Source organism: Gordonia rubripertincta, from assembly GCF_038024875.1.
Classification (GTDB): Bacteria; Actinomycetota; Actinomycetes; order Mycobacteriales; family Mycobacteriaceae; genus Gordonia; species Gordonia rubripertincta.
The window spans coordinates 904,712-923,406 of record NZ_CP136136.1; the positions used below are offsets into that span (position 1 = coordinate 904,712).

The 18,695-nt window shown below is 67.5% G+C and carries 17 protein-coding genes; 9 read left to right on the forward strand and 8 right to left on the reverse strand.

What is annotated here, in order from left to right; translation table 11 throughout:
• Positions 1–5: 5 nt before the first annotated feature.
• Positions 6–1,925, forward strand: coding sequence for an ABC transporter ATP-binding protein (locus RVF83_RS04035; RefSeq protein ID WP_039879892.1), 1,920 nt, complete (start codon positions 6–8; stop codon positions 1,923–1,925).
• Between the two features lie 47 nt (positions 1,926–1,972).
• On the opposite strand, the gene RVF83_RS04040 is transcribed toward RVF83_RS04035, so the two are convergent.
• From RVF83_RS04040 to RVF83_RS04050, 3 genes are all read right to left on the reverse strand, one after another.
• Positions 1,973–2,254 (reverse strand): hypothetical protein, encoded by a 282-nt coding sequence (locus RVF83_RS04040; RefSeq protein ID WP_005194748.1) that lies wholly within the window; start codon positions 2,252–2,254, stop codon positions 1,973–1,975.
• Positions 2,255–2,301: 47 nt separating this feature from the next.
• Positions 2,302–2,574 (reverse strand): DUF202 domain-containing protein, encoded by a 273-nt coding sequence (locus RVF83_RS04045; protein WP_341262001.1) that lies wholly within the window; start codon positions 2,572–2,574, stop codon positions 2,302–2,304.
• Between the two features lie 118 nt (positions 2,575–2,692).
• Complete coding sequence (locus tag RVF83_RS04050; protein ID WP_005194745.1) at positions 2,693–3,667, reverse strand: alpha/beta hydrolase; 975 nt, start codon at positions 3,665–3,667, stop codon at positions 2,693–2,695.
• 147 nt (positions 3,668–3,814) lie between these two features.
• Here RVF83_RS04050 and RVF83_RS04055 point away from each other — a divergent pair, with 147 nt between their 5' ends.
• A complete protein-coding gene (locus tag RVF83_RS04055) occupies positions 3,815–7,687 on the forward strand; it encodes a Pls/PosA family non-ribosomal peptide synthetase (protein WP_039879898.1) in 3,873 nt (1,290 codons plus the stop codon).
• Between the two features lie 156 nt (positions 7,688–7,843).
• Here the strand turns inward: RVF83_RS04055 and RVF83_RS04060 are convergent, their stop codons facing one another.
• Complete coding sequence (locus RVF83_RS04060) at positions 7,844–8,425, reverse strand: HdeD family acid-resistance protein (protein ID WP_005194741.1); 582 nt, start codon at positions 8,423–8,425, stop codon at positions 7,844–7,846.
• Between the two features lie 89 nt (positions 8,426–8,514).
• Between RVF83_RS04060 and RVF83_RS04065 the strand changes: the two genes are divergently transcribed.
• Together RVF83_RS04065 and RVF83_RS04070 are read left to right on the forward strand one after the other, a co-directional pair.
• Entirely contained in the window at positions 8,515–9,381 is an 867-nt protein-coding gene (locus RVF83_RS04065) for an acyl-CoA thioesterase domain-containing protein (protein WP_005194740.1), read from the forward strand.
• Between the two features lie 67 nt (positions 9,382–9,448).
• Complete coding sequence (locus RVF83_RS04070) at positions 9,449–10,510, forward strand: DUF4185 domain-containing protein (RefSeq protein ID WP_005194738.1); 1,062 nt, start codon at positions 9,449–9,451, stop codon at positions 10,508–10,510.
• Between the two features lie 63 nt (positions 10,511–10,573).
• Here the strand turns inward: RVF83_RS04070 and RVF83_RS04075 are convergent, their stop codons facing one another.
• The 3 genes from RVF83_RS04075 to RVF83_RS04085 form a co-directional block, all read right to left on the reverse strand.
• Positions 10,574–11,296: a DUF305 domain-containing protein gene (locus RVF83_RS04075; protein ID WP_005194736.1), complete on the reverse strand. Its 723-nt coding sequence runs from the start codon at positions 11,294–11,296 to the stop codon at positions 10,574–10,576.
• A 72-nt stretch (positions 11,297–11,368) separates the two neighbouring features.
• Positions 11,369–11,725 (reverse strand): hypothetical protein, encoded by a 357-nt coding sequence (locus RVF83_RS04080; protein ID WP_005194734.1) that lies wholly within the window; start codon positions 11,723–11,725, stop codon positions 11,369–11,371.
• A 94-nt stretch (positions 11,726–11,819) separates the two neighbouring features.
• Positions 11,820–13,079: a phosphatase PAP2 family protein gene (locus tag RVF83_RS04085; protein ID WP_005194733.1), complete on the reverse strand. Its 1,260-nt coding sequence runs from the start codon at positions 13,077–13,079 to the stop codon at positions 11,820–11,822.
• Between the two features lie 248 nt (positions 13,080–13,327).
• Here RVF83_RS04085 and RVF83_RS04090 point away from each other — a divergent pair, with 248 nt between their 5' ends.
• Together RVF83_RS04090 and RVF83_RS04095 are read left to right on the forward strand one after the other, a co-directional pair.
• Positions 13,328–13,543, forward strand: coding sequence for a hypothetical protein (locus RVF83_RS04090; protein ID WP_005194730.1), 216 nt, complete (start codon positions 13,328–13,330; stop codon positions 13,541–13,543).
• A 70-nt stretch (positions 13,544–13,613) separates the two neighbouring features.
• Positions 13,614–14,384, forward strand: a complete 771-nt coding sequence (locus RVF83_RS04095) for a deoxyribonuclease IV (protein ID WP_005194725.1) — start codon at positions 13,614–13,616, stop codon at positions 14,382–14,384.
• Positions 14,385–14,388: 4 nt separating this feature from the next.
• On the opposite strand, the gene RVF83_RS04100 is transcribed toward RVF83_RS04095, so the two are convergent.
• The gene (locus RVF83_RS04100; RefSeq protein ID WP_005194723.1) at positions 14,389–14,895 is read right to left on the reverse strand and encodes a hypothetical protein; all 507 of its coding nucleotides are present in this window, start codon (positions 14,893–14,895) and stop codon (positions 14,389–14,391) included.
• A 307-nt stretch (positions 14,896–15,202) separates the two neighbouring features.
• Between RVF83_RS04100 and RVF83_RS04105 the strand changes: the two genes are divergently transcribed.
• The 3 genes from RVF83_RS04105 to RVF83_RS04115 all read left to right on the forward strand — a co-directional run bounded on the left by RVF83_RS04105 (position 15,203) and on the right by RVF83_RS04115 (position 18,642).
• Entirely contained in the window at positions 15,203–17,038 is a 1,836-nt protein-coding gene (locus RVF83_RS04105) for an acyl-CoA dehydrogenase (RefSeq protein WP_005194721.1), read from the forward strand.
• A gap of 117 nt (positions 17,039–17,155) precedes the next feature.
• Entirely contained in the window at positions 17,156–17,620 is a 465-nt protein-coding gene (locus RVF83_RS04110; protein ID WP_005194716.1) for a hypothetical protein, read from the forward strand.
• 32 nt (positions 17,621–17,652) lie between these two features.
• Positions 17,653–18,642, forward strand: a complete 990-nt coding sequence (locus RVF83_RS04115) for a DDE-type integrase/transposase/recombinase (RefSeq protein WP_341262002.1) — start codon at positions 17,653–17,655, stop codon at positions 18,640–18,642.
• Positions 18,643–18,695 lie beyond the last annotated feature (53 nt).

Consider the following 18,695-nt stretch of genomic DNA (forward strand, 5'->3'; position numbering starts at 1 on the left):
GCGACATGAGCATGGAGTCGGTCGCCTGGGACATGATGTACAAGTCGTCGACCTCGCCGGGCGGTAAGCGGTTGCGCGGGGATCGGCGCGCAACGCTGCGCCGGATCGGCGGGTTCGCGAGCCCCCACCGGCGGCGGATCGCCCTCTTCTTGGTGCTGTCGGTGTTCACCGCGGTCCTGACCGTGGTGACCCCGCTCCTCGCCGGACGCGTCGTCAACCTCATCACCGACAACGGGGCCGAATCGATGATCGTCGGGCTGGCGGTGGCGATCGCACTGATCGCGGTGGCCGAGGCCGCGGCCGGGATCGGTGTCCGCTGGTTGTCGTCGAACATCGGCGAGGGTCTCATCCTCGATCTTCGGCGGGCGGTCTTCGACCATGTCCAGCGCATGCCGGTCGCCTTCTTCACCCGGACCCGGACCGGCGCGCTGGTCAGCCGGCTCAACAACGACGTGATCGGCGCGCAGCGCGCCTTCAGCGACACCCTGTCCGGCGTGGTCTCGAACTTCGTGACGCTGACCCTGACATTGGGTGTGATGATCTACATCAGTTGGCAGATCACCCTTCTCGCCCTGGTGCTGCTCCCGGTGTTCGTGATCCCGGCGCGTCGGATGGGAGGCCGGATGGCCGCCCTGTCGCGGGAGGCGGCCGAGCACAACGCCCGCATGTCGACGCAGATGACCGAGCGGTTCTCCGCACCCGGCGCCACCCTGGTGAAGCTGTTCGGACGGCCCGACCTGGAATCCCGCGAGTTCGCCGACCGCGCAGATCGCGTGCGCGACATCGGCGTCCGGCGCGCGATGCTGCAGGCCTACTTCTTCACCGCGCTGACCCTCGTGTCAGCACTCGCGCTCGCACTGGTCTACGGCCTCGGCGGATGGCTTGCGGTGCACGAACATCTGTCGGCGGGAGCGGTCGTGTCCCTCGCCCTGTTGCTGACCCGGATGTACGCACCGCTCACCGCCCTGGCGAACGCCCGCGTCGAGATCATGAGCGCGCTGGTCAGTTTCGAGCGCGTCTTCGAGGTCCTCGACCTGACCCCGCTGATCGTCGACGCCCCGGATGCCCGCCCGGTACCCGGCACCGAGAGCGGCCGGCCGGTGCCGGTGTCGGTCCGCTTCGAGGACGTCTCCTTCGCCTACCCGTCGGCCGACAAGGTCTCGCTGGCGTCTCTGGAAGAGGTTGCGCAGCTGGACAACCGGGCCGGACAGACGGTCCTGCACCACGTGGATCTCGATGTCCCCGCGGGCAGCATGGTGGCCTTGGTCGGCAGTTCGGGTGCCGGCAAATCGACCATCGCCGGTCTCGCCACCCGGCTCTACGACGTCGACGAGGGCTCGGTCCGGCTCGCCGGCGTCGACATCCGCGACCTGCAGATCGCCTCGGTGCATCGCACGGTCGGCCTGGTCACGCAGGACGGTCACCTCTTCCACGACACCATCCGCGCCAATCTCGTTCTGGCACGGCCCGACACCTCTGACGAGGAGATCTGGGACGCGTTGCGTCGCGCCCGCCTCGAGGATCTGGTGAAGTCGTTGCCCGACGGACTCGACACCATCGTCGGCGAACGCGGCTACCGGCTCTCCGGCGGTGAGCGGCAACGGATGACGATCGCGCGCCTGCTGCTCGCACAGCCGTCGGTGGTGATCCTCGACGAGGCGACCGCCCACCTGGATTCGACCTCGGAGGCGGCGGTTCAGGAAGCGTTGGGCGAGGCCCTCGAAGGCCGCACCTCGATCGTCATCGCGCACCGGCTCTCGACGATCCGCGCCGCCGACCAGATCGTGGTGCTCGAGGCGGGACGCGTCGTCGAACGTGGCGAGCATCCGACGCTCCTCGCGCGCAACGGACGCTACGCCGAGCTCTACCGCACCCAGTTCGCCGACGGCGGCGACGAGGACGACGACGGCACGCTGAGTGCCTAGGCCTTCGAGGCTCGTCGCTGCGCTCCTCGCACCTCAGGCAGCACGGGTCACTGCTCGTCTTCGAGGTCGTCGAAGGTGTCGATCAGCGGACGGCGGGGTTTCTTCGGATCGTTCACCCGCTCGCTCAGGCGGCGGCGGATCTGCGTGGCGATCAGCACGATGTTGACCACGATGACGGCGATGCCGACGGCCACCCAGAACCAGCGGCCGTCCTGCCACCAGCCGACGGTCAGCCAGCCGACGCAGACGATGAGGATGGCCGCTCCGATGCTGGTCATCGTCGTCGACAGCGTCTGTGCGCCGCGGGAGAAGTCGGGGCCGGTACTCACGGGAACTCCTGGATAGAACGGTTGCTGGCGATCAGTTCTGGATTCGATCACGCCTGGACTACGACGACGACCGCGATCAGGATGGCCACCACCACTATCGCAGTGACGACGAACAGGATCTGGGCCGGGCCCGGCATCTGTCCGCCGCGCTGGAGCACGCGCAGCGTGCGACGCCAGCGCCACGCACCGATCAGTGCGAGGGAGCAGCCCAGGGCGACGAGGACGAGCCCCAGGACCAATTCGAGGACCGGGTTGTCGATGTCGGGGGCCAGATAGACGATCGCCATCCCGGCGGCCATGAACCCGAGGGCGGTGCGCACCCACGCGAGGAGCGTGCGCTCGGCGGCGAGGGTGAAGCGCGCGTCGATCGCGCCAGGCGGGGTTGCGGGCGGTGAGGCGCGTGGCGTCGTACCCTCGCCGGGGCCGGCGCCTGCTCCGTCAGCCGGCCCGTTGGTCCTCTCGGTCGTCAGTGCTCTTGCCCTCTCGGATCGCATCTTTCGCGAAGGCCGCGGTGGCCTCGATGGCGTGGATCGTCTCCGCGTGATGCGAGGCGAGCACCGGGAACGCGTGTACCTGCCAAGCGTAACTGTGGGCGAGTGCCTCGACCCCGGCCTCGTCGAGGATCTCGATCAGACCGATGACGTCCGGTTCGAGCATCTCCCCCTCGGCGGTGACCATGACCGTCGGCGGGAACTCGACCGGGTCGAGGTCGGCGATGCGGCGCACCCCGGTCAGCGGCACGGGACCGCGATCGAACTGCGGTGCCAGCTTCGCCATCTTCGACTTCGGAATGTAGGCGTCGGAGCGGCTGGACCGGTCCGGGTTGGTGCCCAGGTCGACGTCGAGCAGCGGGGAGAAACCGATGAGTGCGGCCGGGGCGGGCAGTCCGCGTTCGACGGCTGCCTCGACGACCTTGGCCGCCAGGAACCCGCCCGCCGAGTCACCGGCCACGATGATCCGCCGGTAATGGCGTTCGTTGATGAGTTCGGCATAGGCATCGACGGCGTCGGCCACCGACGCGCCCACACCGGCCTGCGGCAGCTGCCGGTACTCGAGCGAGAACACCGGGATCTCGCAGGCCCGGGCCAGCCGCGCGGCGATCGACCGGTGGGTACCGAGACCGCAGACGACGAAAGCACCACCGTGGAGGTACAGCATGGCCGTGTCGCTGTCGCGACGCGACGGCCCGGCCGGCATGACCAGTTCCGTGGAACGCCCGGCGAGGGTGAGCTGCTCGCGCACCACGCCGCGGGGCTTGGGTCCCACGGCGACGACGCGGTCGATGAGAAACAATCCGGCCATGCCCGCCTTGTTGATCGGCCACAGCGTGAGCAGCGGCTTCAGGAACACACGCGAGCCGAACCAGATGGGATAGGACAGGAGACTCGGCCGCCGGTGATGAACGATGGGCATGACTTCCTCCTGGTCTGAGCCGAAGCTACACCCTCGGCCCTCCCGTATATCCGTTAATTGCGGAGCAAAACATTCATCGAGCCGCAGTCTGCCGTCCACCCGGGTCCGCTATATTCTCGGACTCGTGACGAGACGGTGGCTGTGACGGTGCAGATCCCTTCGCAGTTCCTGCTGTCCGCTCAGGCAGGCGATCCGCGGACCCTCTGCGACATCCTCACCGCGACGGCCCGGGCGCACCCCGATTCCCCCGCGATCGACGACGGCGATGTCGCCCTCACCTATGGTCAGCTATTGGCACTGATCCGGCGCACCGTCGCGCGTTTTGCCGAGTTCGGCGTCGGCCACGGCAGTCGCGTCGGGATCCGGATGCCCTCCGGTTCACGGGACCTCTACGTCGCCATCCTGGCCACCCTCTACGCGGGAGCCGCCTACGTCCCCGTCGACGCCGACGACCCGGACGAACGCGCCGAACTCGTCTTCGGCGAGGCCGGGGTGGATGCCATCGTCGACGCCGACGGCCCTCGGCGGATGAAACCCGACACCGGCGCCGCCGCGGCACCGGCACGTCCGACCCCCGGCGACGACGCGTGGATCATCTTCACCTCCGGCTCCACCGGGACGCCGAAGGGAGTGGCGGTCACCCACCGGAACGCGGCCGCCTTCGTCGACGCCGAGGCACACATGTTCCTCCCCGACGAGCCGATCGGCCCCGGTGACCGTGTCCTGGCGGGGCTGTCGGTGGCCTTCGACGCCTCCTGCGAGGAGATGTGGCTCGCCTGGCGCAACGGCGCCTGCCTCGTCCCGGCGCCCCGATCGCTGGTGCGCAGCGGTATGGATCTGGGTCCGTGGCTGGTGGCCCGCGACATCACCGTCGTCTCGACCGTTCCGACGCTGGCCTCGCTGTGGCCGCCGGAGGCCCTGGAAGCGGTACGGCTGTTGATCTTCGGTGGCGAGGCGTGCCCGCCCGAGCTCGCCGACCGCCTCGCCGTGCCCGGCCGCGAGGTGTGGAACACCTACGGTCCCACCGAGGCCACGGTCGTGGCCTGCGCCGCCCCGCTCGGCGGACCCGGTCCGGTACGCATCGGATTACCTTTGCGCGGTTGGGATCTCGCGGTCGTCGACGCGGACGGCAACCCCGTCGCCGAGGGCGAGGTCGGCGAGCTCGTCATCGGCGGCGTCGGGCTGGCCCGCTACCTCGACCCGGCCAAGGACGCCGAGAAGTACGCACCGATGCCGACGCTGGGGTGGGAACGCGCTTACCGCAGTGGCGATCTCGTTCGGCTTGATCCCGCGGGACTGATATTCATGGGTCGCGCGGACGACCAGGTGAAGGTCGGCGGACGGCGCATCGAACTCGGTGAGATCGACAACGCCCTGCAGAATCTGCCCGGCGTGAGCGGAGCTGCTGCCGCGGTGCGCAGATCCGCGGCGGGCAACAGCCTGCTCGTCGGCTATCTCGTCTCCGCCGACCCCGACTTCGACGTCTCGGCAGCGCACGCCGAACTCACCCGCCACCTGCCCGCCGCGATGGTCCCGACCCTCGCTCTCGTCGACGAGCTGCCCACGCGCACTTCGGGAAAGGTTGATCGTGATGCGCTGCCCTGGCCTCTGCCGGGCAGCAGCAGACCAGTGGATGACGACGTCGAACTCGGCGAGACCGAGTTGTGGCTGGCCCAGCTGTGGACCGATGTCCTGGGCATCCGGATCACCCATCCCGACGTGGACTTCTTCGCGGAGGGCGGCGGTTCTCTCGCGGCCGCACAGCTGGTGACGGCGATCCGCGGACGCCACCCCGACATCTCGGTCGCCGACCTCTACGACCATCCGCGTCTGGGGTCGATGGCGGAGATGCTCGACGCGCGCCGCCCGGCGACCAGCATCGTCGAACGCGATGTCGCGCCCACGCCACGTGCGACGGGTCTCGCCCAGCTCGCGCTGACCGTTCCGCTGACGACCCTGACCGGTCTGCAGTGGGCAACGTGGCTCGGTGTGCTGAACAACCTGGGCGTTCTCGTGGCCGACCGGTTGGATCGGTCCGTCCCGTGGCTGGTCGAGGTGAACTGGTGGGTCCTGCTCGTCGCCTTCCTCGTCTTCATCACCCCGCCCGGCCGGATGTGCATCGCCGCGTTGGGTTCCCGCCTGCTCCTCTCGGACGTCACGCCGGGTGAGTACCCGCGCGGCGGCAGCGTGCACGTGCGTCTGTGGGTGGCCGAACGGCTCCTCGACGCGAGCGGTGCGGCGAACCTGTCCGGGGCGCCGTGGATGATCTACCTCGCCCGGGCGCTCGGGGCCCGGATCGGTCGGGACGTCGACCTGCACACGATCCCGCCGGTCACCGGTCTGCTGACGGTCGGTGAGGGCGCGTCGGTGGAGCCGGAGGTCGACCTCGCCGGCTGGTGGATCGACGGCGACGTCGTCCACATCGGGGAAATCGCGATCAAGCGCGGGGCGTCCATCGGTGCGCGGTCGACGCTGATGCCGGGAGCGGTCGTCGGACGCGATGCCGTCGTCGCACCCGGTTCGGCCGTGTTCGGCCGGGTGAAGGCGCGTCAGCACTGGGCCGGCTCACCCGCGATCAAGGTCGGCAGGGCCGCGCATCCGTGGCCCGACCACCGGCCGCCACGCGCGCGGGCGTGGGTACCGATCTACGGACTGTCGTCGCTGGTGCTGGCCGCGATCCCGCTCATCTCACTGGCCGCGGGCCTCGCCGTCATCGGTCTGTGGGCCCTCTCGGCAGATCGGTTGCGCGACGTCGCGATCCGCGCCGTGATCCTCCTACCGGCGGCGACCCTCACCAGCCTCGTCGTCTTCGCGGCGATCACCGCGGGGCTGGTGCGCCTGGCGTCGCTGGGGCTGAGCACCGGCTACCACCCGGTTCGGTCACGGGTCGGCTGGCAGGTCTGGCTGACCGAACGTCTCCTCGATGCCGCCCGCACCTACCTGTTCCCGCTCTACGCAAGCCTGCTCACGCCGATCTGGTTCCGCGTGCTGGGCGCCAAGGTCGGCAAGGGCACCGAGATCTCGACGGCACTGGTGCTGCCGCGGTTCACCACCATCGGCGACGGCGCCTTCCTGGCCGACGACACGATGGTCGCGTCGTACGAACTCGGCGGCGGCTGGCTCCACATCGACGAAGCGAAGATCGGCAAGCGCTCGTTCCTCGGCAACTCGGGGATGACCGGACCGGGCCGCAAGGTGCCCAAGAACGGCCTGGTCGCCGTGCTGTCGGCAACCCCGAACCGAGCGAAGTCGGGGTCGAGTTGGCTGGGCAGTCCCCCGGTTCGCCTGCGCCGCACCGCCGCCGAGACCGACACCTCGCGCACGTTCGATCCGTCGACGAAGCTGAAGGTCGCGCGCTCGGTCATCGAGACCCTGCGCCTCGTCCCGGTGATGGTGTCCTTCGGGCTCGGCGTCGGCATGCTGATCGCACTGCAGTACGTGGCCGTCCACGTGCACTACGGCGTCGCAGCGCTGGTCAGCGGACTGCTGCTGCTCGGGATCGGCGCCGTCGCCTGCGGCACCGCAGCAGTCGCGAAATGGCTTGTCGTCGGCCGCATCACCGTCAGCGAGCACCCGCTGTGGAGCTCCTTCGTCTGGCGCAACGAACTGTCCGACGCCTTCGTCGAGACCGTGGCCGCGCCCTGGTTCGCCAACGCCGCCACCGGGACACCGATCCTCAACCTGTGGCTGCGTCTGCTCGGTGCCCGGATCGGACGAGGCGTCTGGTGTGAGACCTACTGGCTACCCGAGGCCGATCTGGTCAGCCTCGGCGACGGTGCGACCGTCCAGCGCGGCTGCGTCGTCCAGACCCATCTGTTCCACGACCGCGTAATGGCCATCGACCGCGTCACCCTCGACGACGGCGCGACGCTGGGCCCGCACTGCGTCGCACTCCCGGCGTCAGGACTGGGCGAATCGGCGACGGTCGGGCCGGCATCGCTGGTCATGCGCGGCGACGTGGTGCCCGCCCACACCCGCTGGCAGGGCAATCCCATCGCCCCCTGGCCGACGGCGAAGTAGTTCGATCCACCAGGGAACGGTCCCCCGCTCCCCGAGGTGCGAGCGAAGCGAGCCACGAAGCCCTGGTGACGCCATGTCACCAGGGCTTCGTGGCTCGTCGCTATCGCTCCCCATACCTCAGCCGGCAGAAGGAGCGTCCTTCGGCCGGCCGGGTGGTCAGATCGCGGGTTCGGCCGGGGCCTCGACCTTCTTCGGCAGCGTCAGCAGCGTGGCGATCGACAGTGCGACCAGCATGATGCCGCCGACCCAGGTCAGAACCTGGAGCGAGAAGACCGGCAGGATGATCATCACGATGCCGGCGATCACCGAGATGATGCCGGACAGGATCAGGAACCAGGTCGGGCTGTGGCCGGACTTGGTGACCGCGGCGTAGAGGTCGGCGACGCCCTGGAAGATCCAGCCGATGCCGATGAACACGGCGAGCAGCCACAGCGCGTCACCGGGGCTGAAGACCGCGATGACACCGGCGATCAGCACGATCGCACCCACGATGCCGAGCAGCACACGGGTTCCCGTACTCAGGAACGACGCCGCGAAGGCCTGGTAGATGCGGAAGATGCCGGCGATGATCAGCGAGATCGCGAACAGGATCGCGACCACGACGATGGTCGGGCCGGGCCAGAGGATGGCAACGATGCCGAGCACGATGCCGACGATCGAGGTGATGATCAGGGCCGTCCGGACGGCGCCGATCAGTTCATCAGGGAAATGCTTCGTGTACGCCGTCGCGAAAGTCATGATCGAAGGTTATCGTCCGGCGGGCCGTGACACGCTGTCCTTGAGGGCCTCTGGCACAAACTGATACTCGTACGGGTAGTAAGTATCGAATGAACTCCATAGCGTTCTTCGAGAGGGCCGACGACCCGTCCGGCGAGATCCGGTACCGTCCGACGACCTTCGCAGCGAGTCTCTGGGCGCCCGGAACCCTCAACGGTCCGGCTGTGTGCGCGCTCGCCGCCCGGGCGGTCGAAGCGGAATTCGGCACAGAAGAGTTCCTGCCCGCCCGGTGCACGATCGATCTGTTCAAGGCCGCCCGCGACGTTCTCACCTCCACCCGGACGCGACTCGTCCGCTCCGGCGGCCGCATCCGGGTCGTCGACGTCGAGATCGTGCAGCATCCAGAGGGTGCCGACGAGGTGGTGGTGGCGCGCGGGACGACGGTGTTCCTGCGCACCTCCACCAACCCTCCGGGTGAACGGTGGCGCCGGCCGGCCGAGGCGGTCACCTTTCACCCGCCGGCGACCACCGGCGACGACCTCGCACCCCGATTCGCCTCCGATGCCCCGGACGGCGGCCTCGGCGAGTGGCAGCGCGACATGTCCCGTCACCAGAACGCGCAGCGCAAGCGGATCTGGACCCGTGCGGCCCCCATCGTGCCGGGCGAGGACCCGACGCCGTTCCAGCGCGCCGTCGTCAGCGCGGAGTCGGCGAGCCTCGTCTCGAACTGGGGCAGTGCCGGGATCGGTTTCATCAACTGCGACCTCACCGTCGCGCTGAGTCGTCTGCCCCACGGCGAACGGATCGGCGTCGAGGCGGACGTCCATCTCGAGGACGACGGCGTCTCGGTGAGCAACGCCGGTCTCTACGACGCCGACGGCATGTTCGGGACGGCGCTCGTCACGGCGGTGAACAACGCCGCCGCCCAGATCGACTTCACCACTGTGGACACCTCCGAGCGGTATCGCGAAGCCTGAGGAGACCTGTACTTACCCAGGTGAAATACTTCCCACAGGGCTCACAGGTCTTGATAAGGTCACGCCCATGACACGACGCCTTCATCGGCTTCTCCTGAGTCTCGTCGTCTCGACCCTCGCGTTTGCCCTGACGTCGACGCTGGCCTCGCCGGCGCAGGCCGGGAACGTCGCGGGCCCGGCGAGCGTCGTCAACCGCCTCACGGGCCCGTTCGCGATGAACGACACGATCGGCCGCTACAACATCGTGGGCACCGATCTGGGCGTCATGTGGGACAACGGCCGAGGTGAGATCCTCACCGCCTTCGGCGATACCCAGTCGTTCAACGGCTGGTCACTGCTCTACGGCCAGCTGTACTACTGGCGGTCCAACGTTCTGCTGCGCAGCACCGACCGCAACCTGGCCGATGGCATGACGTTCACCTCGCACGCCGGTCGTCCCGGCCACGCCAAGCGCTTGCTGAAGCCGAACGTGCGTAAAGAGGTCACCATCATCCCCACCGCGGGTGTCTCCGCCAACGGCAAGCAGTACATGACCGTCATGTCGGTCAAACGGTGGGATTCGCCGGGGATCTGGACCACCAACTGGTCGGGTCTGGTCGTCTCCGGCGACAACGGGGAGAACTGGCGCGCCCTCAACGCCTTCCGCCCGAACGGTGGCGGCAACAAGAAGTTCCAGATGGGCGCCTTCCTCAAGGTCGGCAAGACCGTCTACTACTACGGCACCCCCGACGGCCGCTGGGGCAGCGTCTATCTCGCCCGCGTCGACGAGAAGGACATCGAGAACCTCGGCAAGTGGGACTACTTCTCCTACGGCCGTTGGCTCCGCAACAACCCCGGCGCGGCCACCCCGGTGATGGGCGCACCGACCGGCGAGATGTCGGTCGCCTGGAACGACTACCTCGGAAAGTACATCTCGCTCGCCAGCCAGGACATCGGCGTGACCCTCCGTACCGCCGACAACCCTTGGGGCCCATGGACTCCCGGCGAGCTCGTGGCACCGTCCGCCGACCCCTACACCGGTTACGCGCCGTACATCCACCCGTGGTCGAAGGGCAGCACCCTGTACTTCACGTACTCGATCTCTATCGGCTATCAGGTCTACCTGATGAGGTTGCCGCTCAAGCGATGACGCCTGACGAGGTGGGGCGGTTCGGGGATCTCCACCGAACCGCCCCACCTCGCTTTCACGTCGTCAGTTCTGGCCCAGCATCGCCCGCATCTGGTCGATCTCGGCCTGCTGCGTCGTCTTGACCTGTGTGGCAAGGGCTCTGGTCGCCGGGTCGGCACCCTTGGCCAGCACCTCGTCGGCCATCGCGATGGCACCTTCGTGGTGCCGGATCATGCCCTCGAGCCACAGTCGGTCGAACTCGCCGCCGCTCGCCTGACGCAGCGCCGCCATCTGCTCGGGGGACATCATTCCCGACATGTCCCCGTGACCCATGTTCCCGTGCCCCATGTCCCCGTGGCCCATGTCGTCGCCCCCATGGTCAGGGTTGCCGTGATCCGTGCCTCCGTCGTCGTCCATGTGTCCGGCCACCGGCACACCCCACGACCTCAAACGCACTGCCATCTGGTCGATCTCGTCTTCCTGCGCGTCCTCGATGGTGTCGGCGAGGGCGATCAGTTGGCGGTTCTGCGTCCGCCCCTCGACGAGGTCTGCCATCATCACCGCCTGCCGGTGGTGAGGGATCATCTCGGTGGTGAACTCGACATCCGCGTCGTTGTGTTTCGCGGCGGGCGATTGGCCCGGCGCAGACGCATCCGCCGCTGACGACGTCGCCGGGCGGTCGGCTGTGGTGCTGCCGGAAGGCGACTCGTCGGATGAACACCCGGCGAGGGCCAGGGCGAGCGCGGCACCGACGGCGGTTCCGACCGCGACGCGGCGTCGGGCAATTGCATTGTGCTGTACATACATTGGATTTTCCTTGCTGCTGAGGGTTCTCGGATACGACGACATGGCGGACCCGGCGGATCCGCAGACGTCTCCTCAGCAGCGGATCACCTGCAATTGCAGGTGATCACGAATCGCCCACGGGGGCGGACGCCCCAGGACGACGATGCCCCGGCGAGCGGGACGGTACAACCCTGCCACCGACAGCGACAGGAATGCCCAGACCAGCAGTACGAGCACCACGGGTGGGATATCGATGCCGGCGGCGCGGGTGAACACACACGCGTGGTCGTGGTCGCCGCAGTCGTCGCCCGACATGGACGGGGGTTCGCCCATCACCGCGGCGGGCACCATCTGCGCATCTCCCACGGCGTGATGCCCGGCATGGCCGGGGTCGGCGTCGGCGTCGGGATGAGCGGGCGCCACGCCCGGACCCGCGATCACGGTGTGCATGAGCATCACCGCGAGCGCGAGAGGAAGTATCAACCCCCGGAACCAAGAAGCGGTCCGGGGCGCGGGCCGGCTCACCTCTCCCAGGCTAGCGAGGTCACGACGCGGGCGTCGAGACCTTCTCCGCGTCCGGATCCTCGCTCTCGGAGTCGACCTCCGCAGCCTCCGCGGCCAGCCGTTTCTGCCGCGGGATCAGGTACTTCCGGTCGATGATCCGGTAGGCCGCGATCACCGCCGCGGCGAGACCCCAGCCGAGCAGGATGTCGAAGATGTAGTGCTCGGCGGTGTAGACGAGGGCGAAGGCCATCGCGAACGCATACCCCATGAACAGTGTTTTTCCGAGCGCCTTGACCCGTGGCCACATGAAGAGCGCCAGCAACATCGTGAGGCCGGCATGCAGCGACGGGATGGCTGCGACGAGATTGGACTTGCCCTGTCCGAGCGTGACGAGCTGCGAGGCCATGCTGATGTTCAGGAAGTTCCAGCCGCGCGCGGAGATCCGCTCGACGTACGGTTCCGCATCGGGATACGCATTGTCCAGGGGTCCGAGGAGACCTCCCGGTTCGTTGGCGTCCTGCGAGTACATACAGATCGGGTCGCGGGGGTAGTCCTGCACCTCGACCGCGGTGCACCGTGCCGCCGCCCACGGGGGTGCGCCGGGAACGAGGGTGTAACCGATGAGCGCGAGGAACGTGGTCGCCACGAAGCAGGCCGCGTACCGGCGCCAGGCGTGGCGGTCCTTCAGCCACAGCCATGCCGCCACCGCGTACGGGACGATGAAGTACGACATGTAGACGACGCTGACGATGACTTCCCACCACGGAGGACTCGCCTGTTTGAGCTGTTCCTGTAGCCACGCGGTCGGGGTGACGTCACCACCCATGAGCCATTTGTCGAAGTCGATCGCCAGGTGCCAGTGGGTCGGCATGCCGACGATCTGGGCGATGTTGCGCGTCCAGTCGTAGAGGATCAGGATCAGCGCGAACGGCGCCCAGTCGAGGATGATCGTTATGAACCTGCGGCGCCCGATGCTCGCCGCCGCCAAGCCGAGGCACAGCAGGATGATGAGCCGCGTGCGGTCCCACGCCAGGCCCTCGAGGTAGATGTGCACTGCCATCACCAGGAACCAGGCCGTGACCGCGATCCGGCGGACCATGGTCAGGTCGCGGCGGTTCTCCGGATGGGCCTCCATCTCGGCAGCGGCGGCCAGGTCGTCGAAGACCGGCGCCATCTCCGGCGGGTCGACGTCCGATCCTGACCGGCCGGACGTCGACAGGCTTCCATCCGCCGAGGTCGTGTCATCGGGCTTCTGGCCCTCACTGCGCTCCGAGGACTTACCCGGCCGCGGGAAGCCCACCGACTCGTCAACACTCACCCGACACAATCCCGCCCGTCACACCCCTCAGGGCACCCACGCTCGTAACCTGCCGTCAGTGTAGTGGCCATGTCCGGTTGGTGAGCCACCGCTGCGCAGCACGTGTGCGCCAGTCGTCGCGACCACGGCGATCACCCGCGCCGACGACCCGTTTCGACGGATTCACGCCTCTTGGGCGTGTCGTGGATCACACTGGAGACCTGCAATGCTCCATCCCAGAGGAGGTCTCGGTGCCCAATCGCTACCTGCGCTACGGCGACCAGCGCTACATCATCACCAAGGAGGCGGAGGCTCGGCTGAATCGCACCCTCGATGCGGTGTACTCCGACGGGACCCGCGGCCATGAGTGGCTGAACCTGTACCACGACAGTGCGGCCCCCTGCCGTCTGCTGATCGCGGCCGGGGTGCCGATCACGATCGAGACGGAGCCGGCGCCGGGCGAGTGACCCCGGCGCGTCGAACGAGCCGATCCCGGGCACCGCGGCGTCACCCGGAGCCGGCCTCTATCGTTGACGCATGCGCATCGGAGCACACCTTCGCGAAGACACCGACCCGTTGGTCACCGCCGCCGAACTCGGCATCGACGTCTTCCAGATGTTCGTCACCGATCCGCAGAGCTGGAAGAAGCCGCAACCGAATCCGCACGCGGCCGCGATCCGCGAATCCGACATCGACGTCGTGGTGCACTCCAGCTATCAGATCAACGTCGCGAGCCTGAACAACCGGCTGCGCATGCCGTCACGCAAGGCCGTCGAACAGCAGGCCGCCGCCGCCGCCGAGCTCGGGGCCTTCGGCCTGGTCGTACACGGCGGACATCTGCGGGACGGTGAGGAGTCCGCCGAGGGATTCGCCAACTGGCGCAAGCTCTTCGACCGCCAGGTCGACAAGGGCGGCTTCGGGGTCCCGATCCTGATCGAGAACACCGCGGGCGGCGATCACGCGATGGCACGCACCCTCGAGTCCATCGACCGGCTATGGGAAGCGGTCGGCGACTTCGAGCAGGCCGGATTCTGCCTCGACACCTGCCATGCCTGGGCAGGCGGCGAGGATCTCGTCGGACTGGTCGAGCGCGTCAAGGAGATCACCGGACGCATCGATCTGGTGCACCTCAACAATTCCCGCGACGAGTTCGACTCCGGCCGCGACCGCCACGCCAATCTGGCGTCGGGTCAGATCGACCCCGAGGTACTCGCCGCCGTGGCCAAGGCCGCCGACGCACCGGTGATCCTCGAGACGCCCGCCGAGGGCATTCCCGCCGACCTCGAATACCTGCGCTCGGCGCTCTGACCCGTCACGACAGATTCCAGCCCGGCGCCGGCGGCGTGACGGGGTAGGCCGCCACGTTCATGTCGACGGTCCCGTCGCACGGCCCGCCGTCGATCGTGGTGCGCCACACGCCTTTCAGCGTGCCGTCGCCCTGTGGGGTGTAGGTCGCGACCGACGTCGCCGGCCGCCACACCTTGGGTACTCCCTCACCCTGCCAGCAGTCCCATTCCCAGTCGTATCGGTGTACCCACGAACCCGCTTCCCACGTGTAGCGCGGCGGTTGCGGCAGCGTCGGATTGGCGGGTTTCGGACCGTCGATCACAGTGGCCACGCACGTCCCGCCATCGCATGAGCTGGTGAACGTGTAGTCATCGGAGAAGTCCGGTTCCGACTGCCGCGCGGCGAGGCTGGTGCCCGTCTTCGACGCCGCGAACCGTTTGAGCGTGTACCCCCCGTTCCAGGCGGGATCCGCGGCGCTCGCCGGCGCCGTGCCGACCAGCGGCGCCAGACCGGCGACGACCGCCGCCACCATGAGGATGATCGGAGCTCTCGTTCCGCGTCGTGTGCGCATGCCCGATTGGACCGCATGAGCCCGCCACCTGCAGCTGTTTCCGGATTTGTCGTGCGCCACGCTTCGTCACCGTCATCGGCGCAGATCACATCGACGACGATTGATCCCCTGGCGATTTGGGTCTATATTGGCGGTTACCGGCGAGTAACTTAGCTCGAACAGTCTCCACCACGCCCGGCCGGTACCCACTTCAACCGAATGGGGTCGGACCGGGACCTGGCAACAACACCGTCATCACGCATACGGCCACACCAGAGAAGGAATCACCATGGGCCATTACAAGAGCAACATGCGCGACCTGCAGTTCAACCTGTTCGAGCTGTTCGAGCTCGACAAGGTGCTGGAGTCGGGCGACTTCGGCGACCTGGACCACGAGACCGCCGTCGACATGCTCCGCGAGGTCAAGGCACTCGCCGAGGGCCCCATCGCCGAATCCTTCGTCGACGCCGACCGCAACCCGCCGGTCTTCGACCCCGAGACCCACAGCGTCACCATCCCGGAGAGCTTCAAGAAGTCCTACAACGCCCTCGTCGAAGGCGGCTGGGACAAGATCGGCATCGCCGAGGAACTCGGCGGCCTGCCCGCCCCGCGTTCGCTGTACTGGGCGATCGGCGAGATGATCCTCGGCGCCAACCCGCCGGTCTTCATGTACGCCGCCGGCGCCGGCTTCTCCAACATCTTCTTCAACAACGGCACCGACGAGCAGAAGAAGTGGGCCGCCATCTGCGCCGAGCGCGGCTGGGGCGCCACCATGGTGCTCACCGAGCCCGACGCCGGTTCCGACGTGGGCGCCGGCCGCACCAAGGCCGTCCGGCAGGAGGACGGCTCCTGGCACATCGACGGTGTGAAGCGCTTCATCACCTCCGCCGACCAGGACATGACCGAGAACATCTTCCACCTCGTGCTCGCCCGCCCCGAGGGCGCCGGCCCGGGCACCAAGGGTCTGTCGCTGTTCTTCGTGCCGAAGTTCCATTTCGACTTCGAGACCGGCGAACTCGGCGAGCGCAACGGCGTCTTCGTGACCAACGTCGAGCACAAGATGGGCATCAAGGCGTCGGCCACCTGTGAGGTCACCTTCGGCCAGCACGGCGTCCCCGCCAAGGGTTGGCTCGTCGGCGAGGTCCACAAGGGCATCGCGCAGATGTTCGAGGTCATCGAACACGCCCGAATGATGGTCGGCACCAAGGCCATCTCGACCCTGTCGACCGGCTACCTGAACGCCCTCGAGTACGCCAAGGAGCGGATCCAGGGCGCCGACATGACCCAGATGACCGACAAGGCCGCACCCCGCGTGTCGATCACCCACCACCCGGACGTGCGTCGTTCACTGATGACCCAGAAGGCCTACGCCGAGGGTCTGCGTGCGGTCTACCTCTACACCGCCTCGCACCAGGACGCCGCCGCCGCGCAGATCGTCTCCGGCGCCGACGCCGAGATGGCGCACCGCGTCAACGACCTGCTGCTTCCCATCGTCAAGGGTGTCGGTTCCGAGCGTGCCTACGGCACTCTCGGTCACGAGTCCCTGCAGACCCTCGGCGGCTCCGGCTTCCTGCAGGACTACCCGATCGAGCAGTACATCCGTGACTCGAAGATCGATTCGCTGTACGAGGGCACCACTGCCATCCAGGCGCAGGACTTCTTCTTCCGCAAGATCATCCGCGACAAGGGCCAGGCCCTGGCACACGTCGCCGGCCAGATCCAGAGCTTCATCGACTCCGAGGCCGGCAACGGTCGCCTCAAGACCGAGCGCGCTCTGCTGAAGACCGCTCTCGAGGACGTCCAGGCGATGGCCGCCTCCCTGACCGGCAGCCTCATGGCCGCCCAGGAGAACTCGGCCGAGCTGTACAAGGTCGGCCTCGGTTCGGTCCGCTTCCTGATGGCCGTCGGCGACCTGATGATCGGCTGGCTGCTGCTGCGTCAGGCCGAGATCGCCCTCAAGGCACTCGACAACGGCGCATCGGACAGCGACAAGGCCTTCTACGAGGGCAAGGTCGCCGTGGCCGGTTTCTTCGCCAAGAACATGTTGCCGCTGCTCACCGCCGTCCGCGTCACCGTCGAGAACGTCGACAACGAGATCATGGAGCTCGACGAAGCAGCCTTCTGATCCGGAAGCGCCACCAGCGCGCAGATCCACCCTTGATACGTAAACCCACCGCCTTGCCGCATCCTGTCAGGCTGTTCGTGAGACACCTGGCGGGGTGTGCGGGGGACGGAATGAGTGATGACGATCAGTGTCGAGGTAGGCCGAACTCCGCGAGGGCAGCGGTCCTATCCGTTGGGTTTCAAGGTCGAGTTCCTGCAGTTGTGGGACGCGGCGACGGTCGAACGCGGTGGCCGTGCGCGGCTGCTCCGGGAGCATGGTCTGTGCCGGGCGACGGTGCGGGGCTGGCTGCAGGCTCGTGGTCGGGGAGACTTTGAGGCGTCGATGGTGTCGGCGGCCCAGAAGTCGAAAGGATCACGGGTGGATGCTCAGGAACGAGCCGAGTTAGCGCGGTTACGCGCGGAGAATCAACGGCTACGTAAAAAGGTTGAACAGGCCGAAGCCATTCAAGAGATCATGGGAAAAGCTATCGAGCTCATGGACGGGATCACCGCGAGCTCGACCGACGAGGAGGAACAGATCCCGCCGGCGTTGATGAGCGCCGAACAGTATCAGCAGTGGTTGCAGCGCAAAGGACTGTCCTAGTCGAGACGGTCATCGCGCTGGCAGTTGCAGGCATGACGATCGCAGCGGCATGTGCGTGGGCGGGACTACCGCGAGCAACGTTCTATCGCCTCTCCCGCCGCTATCAGCACTACACACCGGTGGCTGATCCGATCGGGCAACGTGAGCGTTGGCAGCCGGGGGCCTTGACCGCCGATGAGCGTGCCCAGGTATGCGCGGTGCTCGAAGACGAGCAGTACGCCGATCTATCGGTGTGCCAAACCTATTGGCGGGCTTTCGATGCCGGTCGGGTGCCGTGTTCGCAGAGCACGTTCTATCGGATTGCCAAAGCCGAACGGATGACCGGTGATCGCCGTCGCGGACGACACAGAGGTGGCCAGTGTTCACGCAAGGTGCCGAAGGTGGTGGCCACCGCTGCTGGGCAGTTGTGGTCGTGGGATGTCACCGAACTCAAAGGACCATCACGGCAGCGCTACAAGCTGTATCTGGTGATCGATGTGTTCTCCCGCTACCCAGTGGCCTGGCGCGTCGAGCACGTCGAGGACACCAGGATGGCGGTGGACATGTTCGCTGCCGCGTTCGTCCGCCACGGCGCCCCGCAGGTGCTCCACGCCGACAACGGAGCGATCATGCGGTCGCGCGATCTGCTCGACGAGCTACCCGCCGACACCGAAGCCTCGTTCTCCCGGCCCCGGGTCAGTGATGACAATCCGTTCTCCGAATCGTTGTTCAAAACCATCAAGTACGACCTGTCCTGCCCCGACCGGTTCGACGACATCGAGCACGCTCGTACCTGGACAGCGCGATACCTCGCCGACTACGCCGAGAAGCATCGCCACAGCGGGTTGGCCTGGCACACCCCGGCATCGGTGTTTGACGGCACCGCCGCTCACCAGCGGCAGCACCGCCAAACACTGCTCGACCGCCGATACCTGGCCCACCCGCAACGCTTCCGGCGCCCTCCCCGGGCCCCGGACATCCCGGCCATCGTCGGGATCAACCACAGAAGAACAACCAAACAACCCCTGTCTCAGACAGGTTGAGAAATTCCGTTGCGAGGCGGTGGGTTTACGCATTTGTGGTGGGTTTGCGGAGC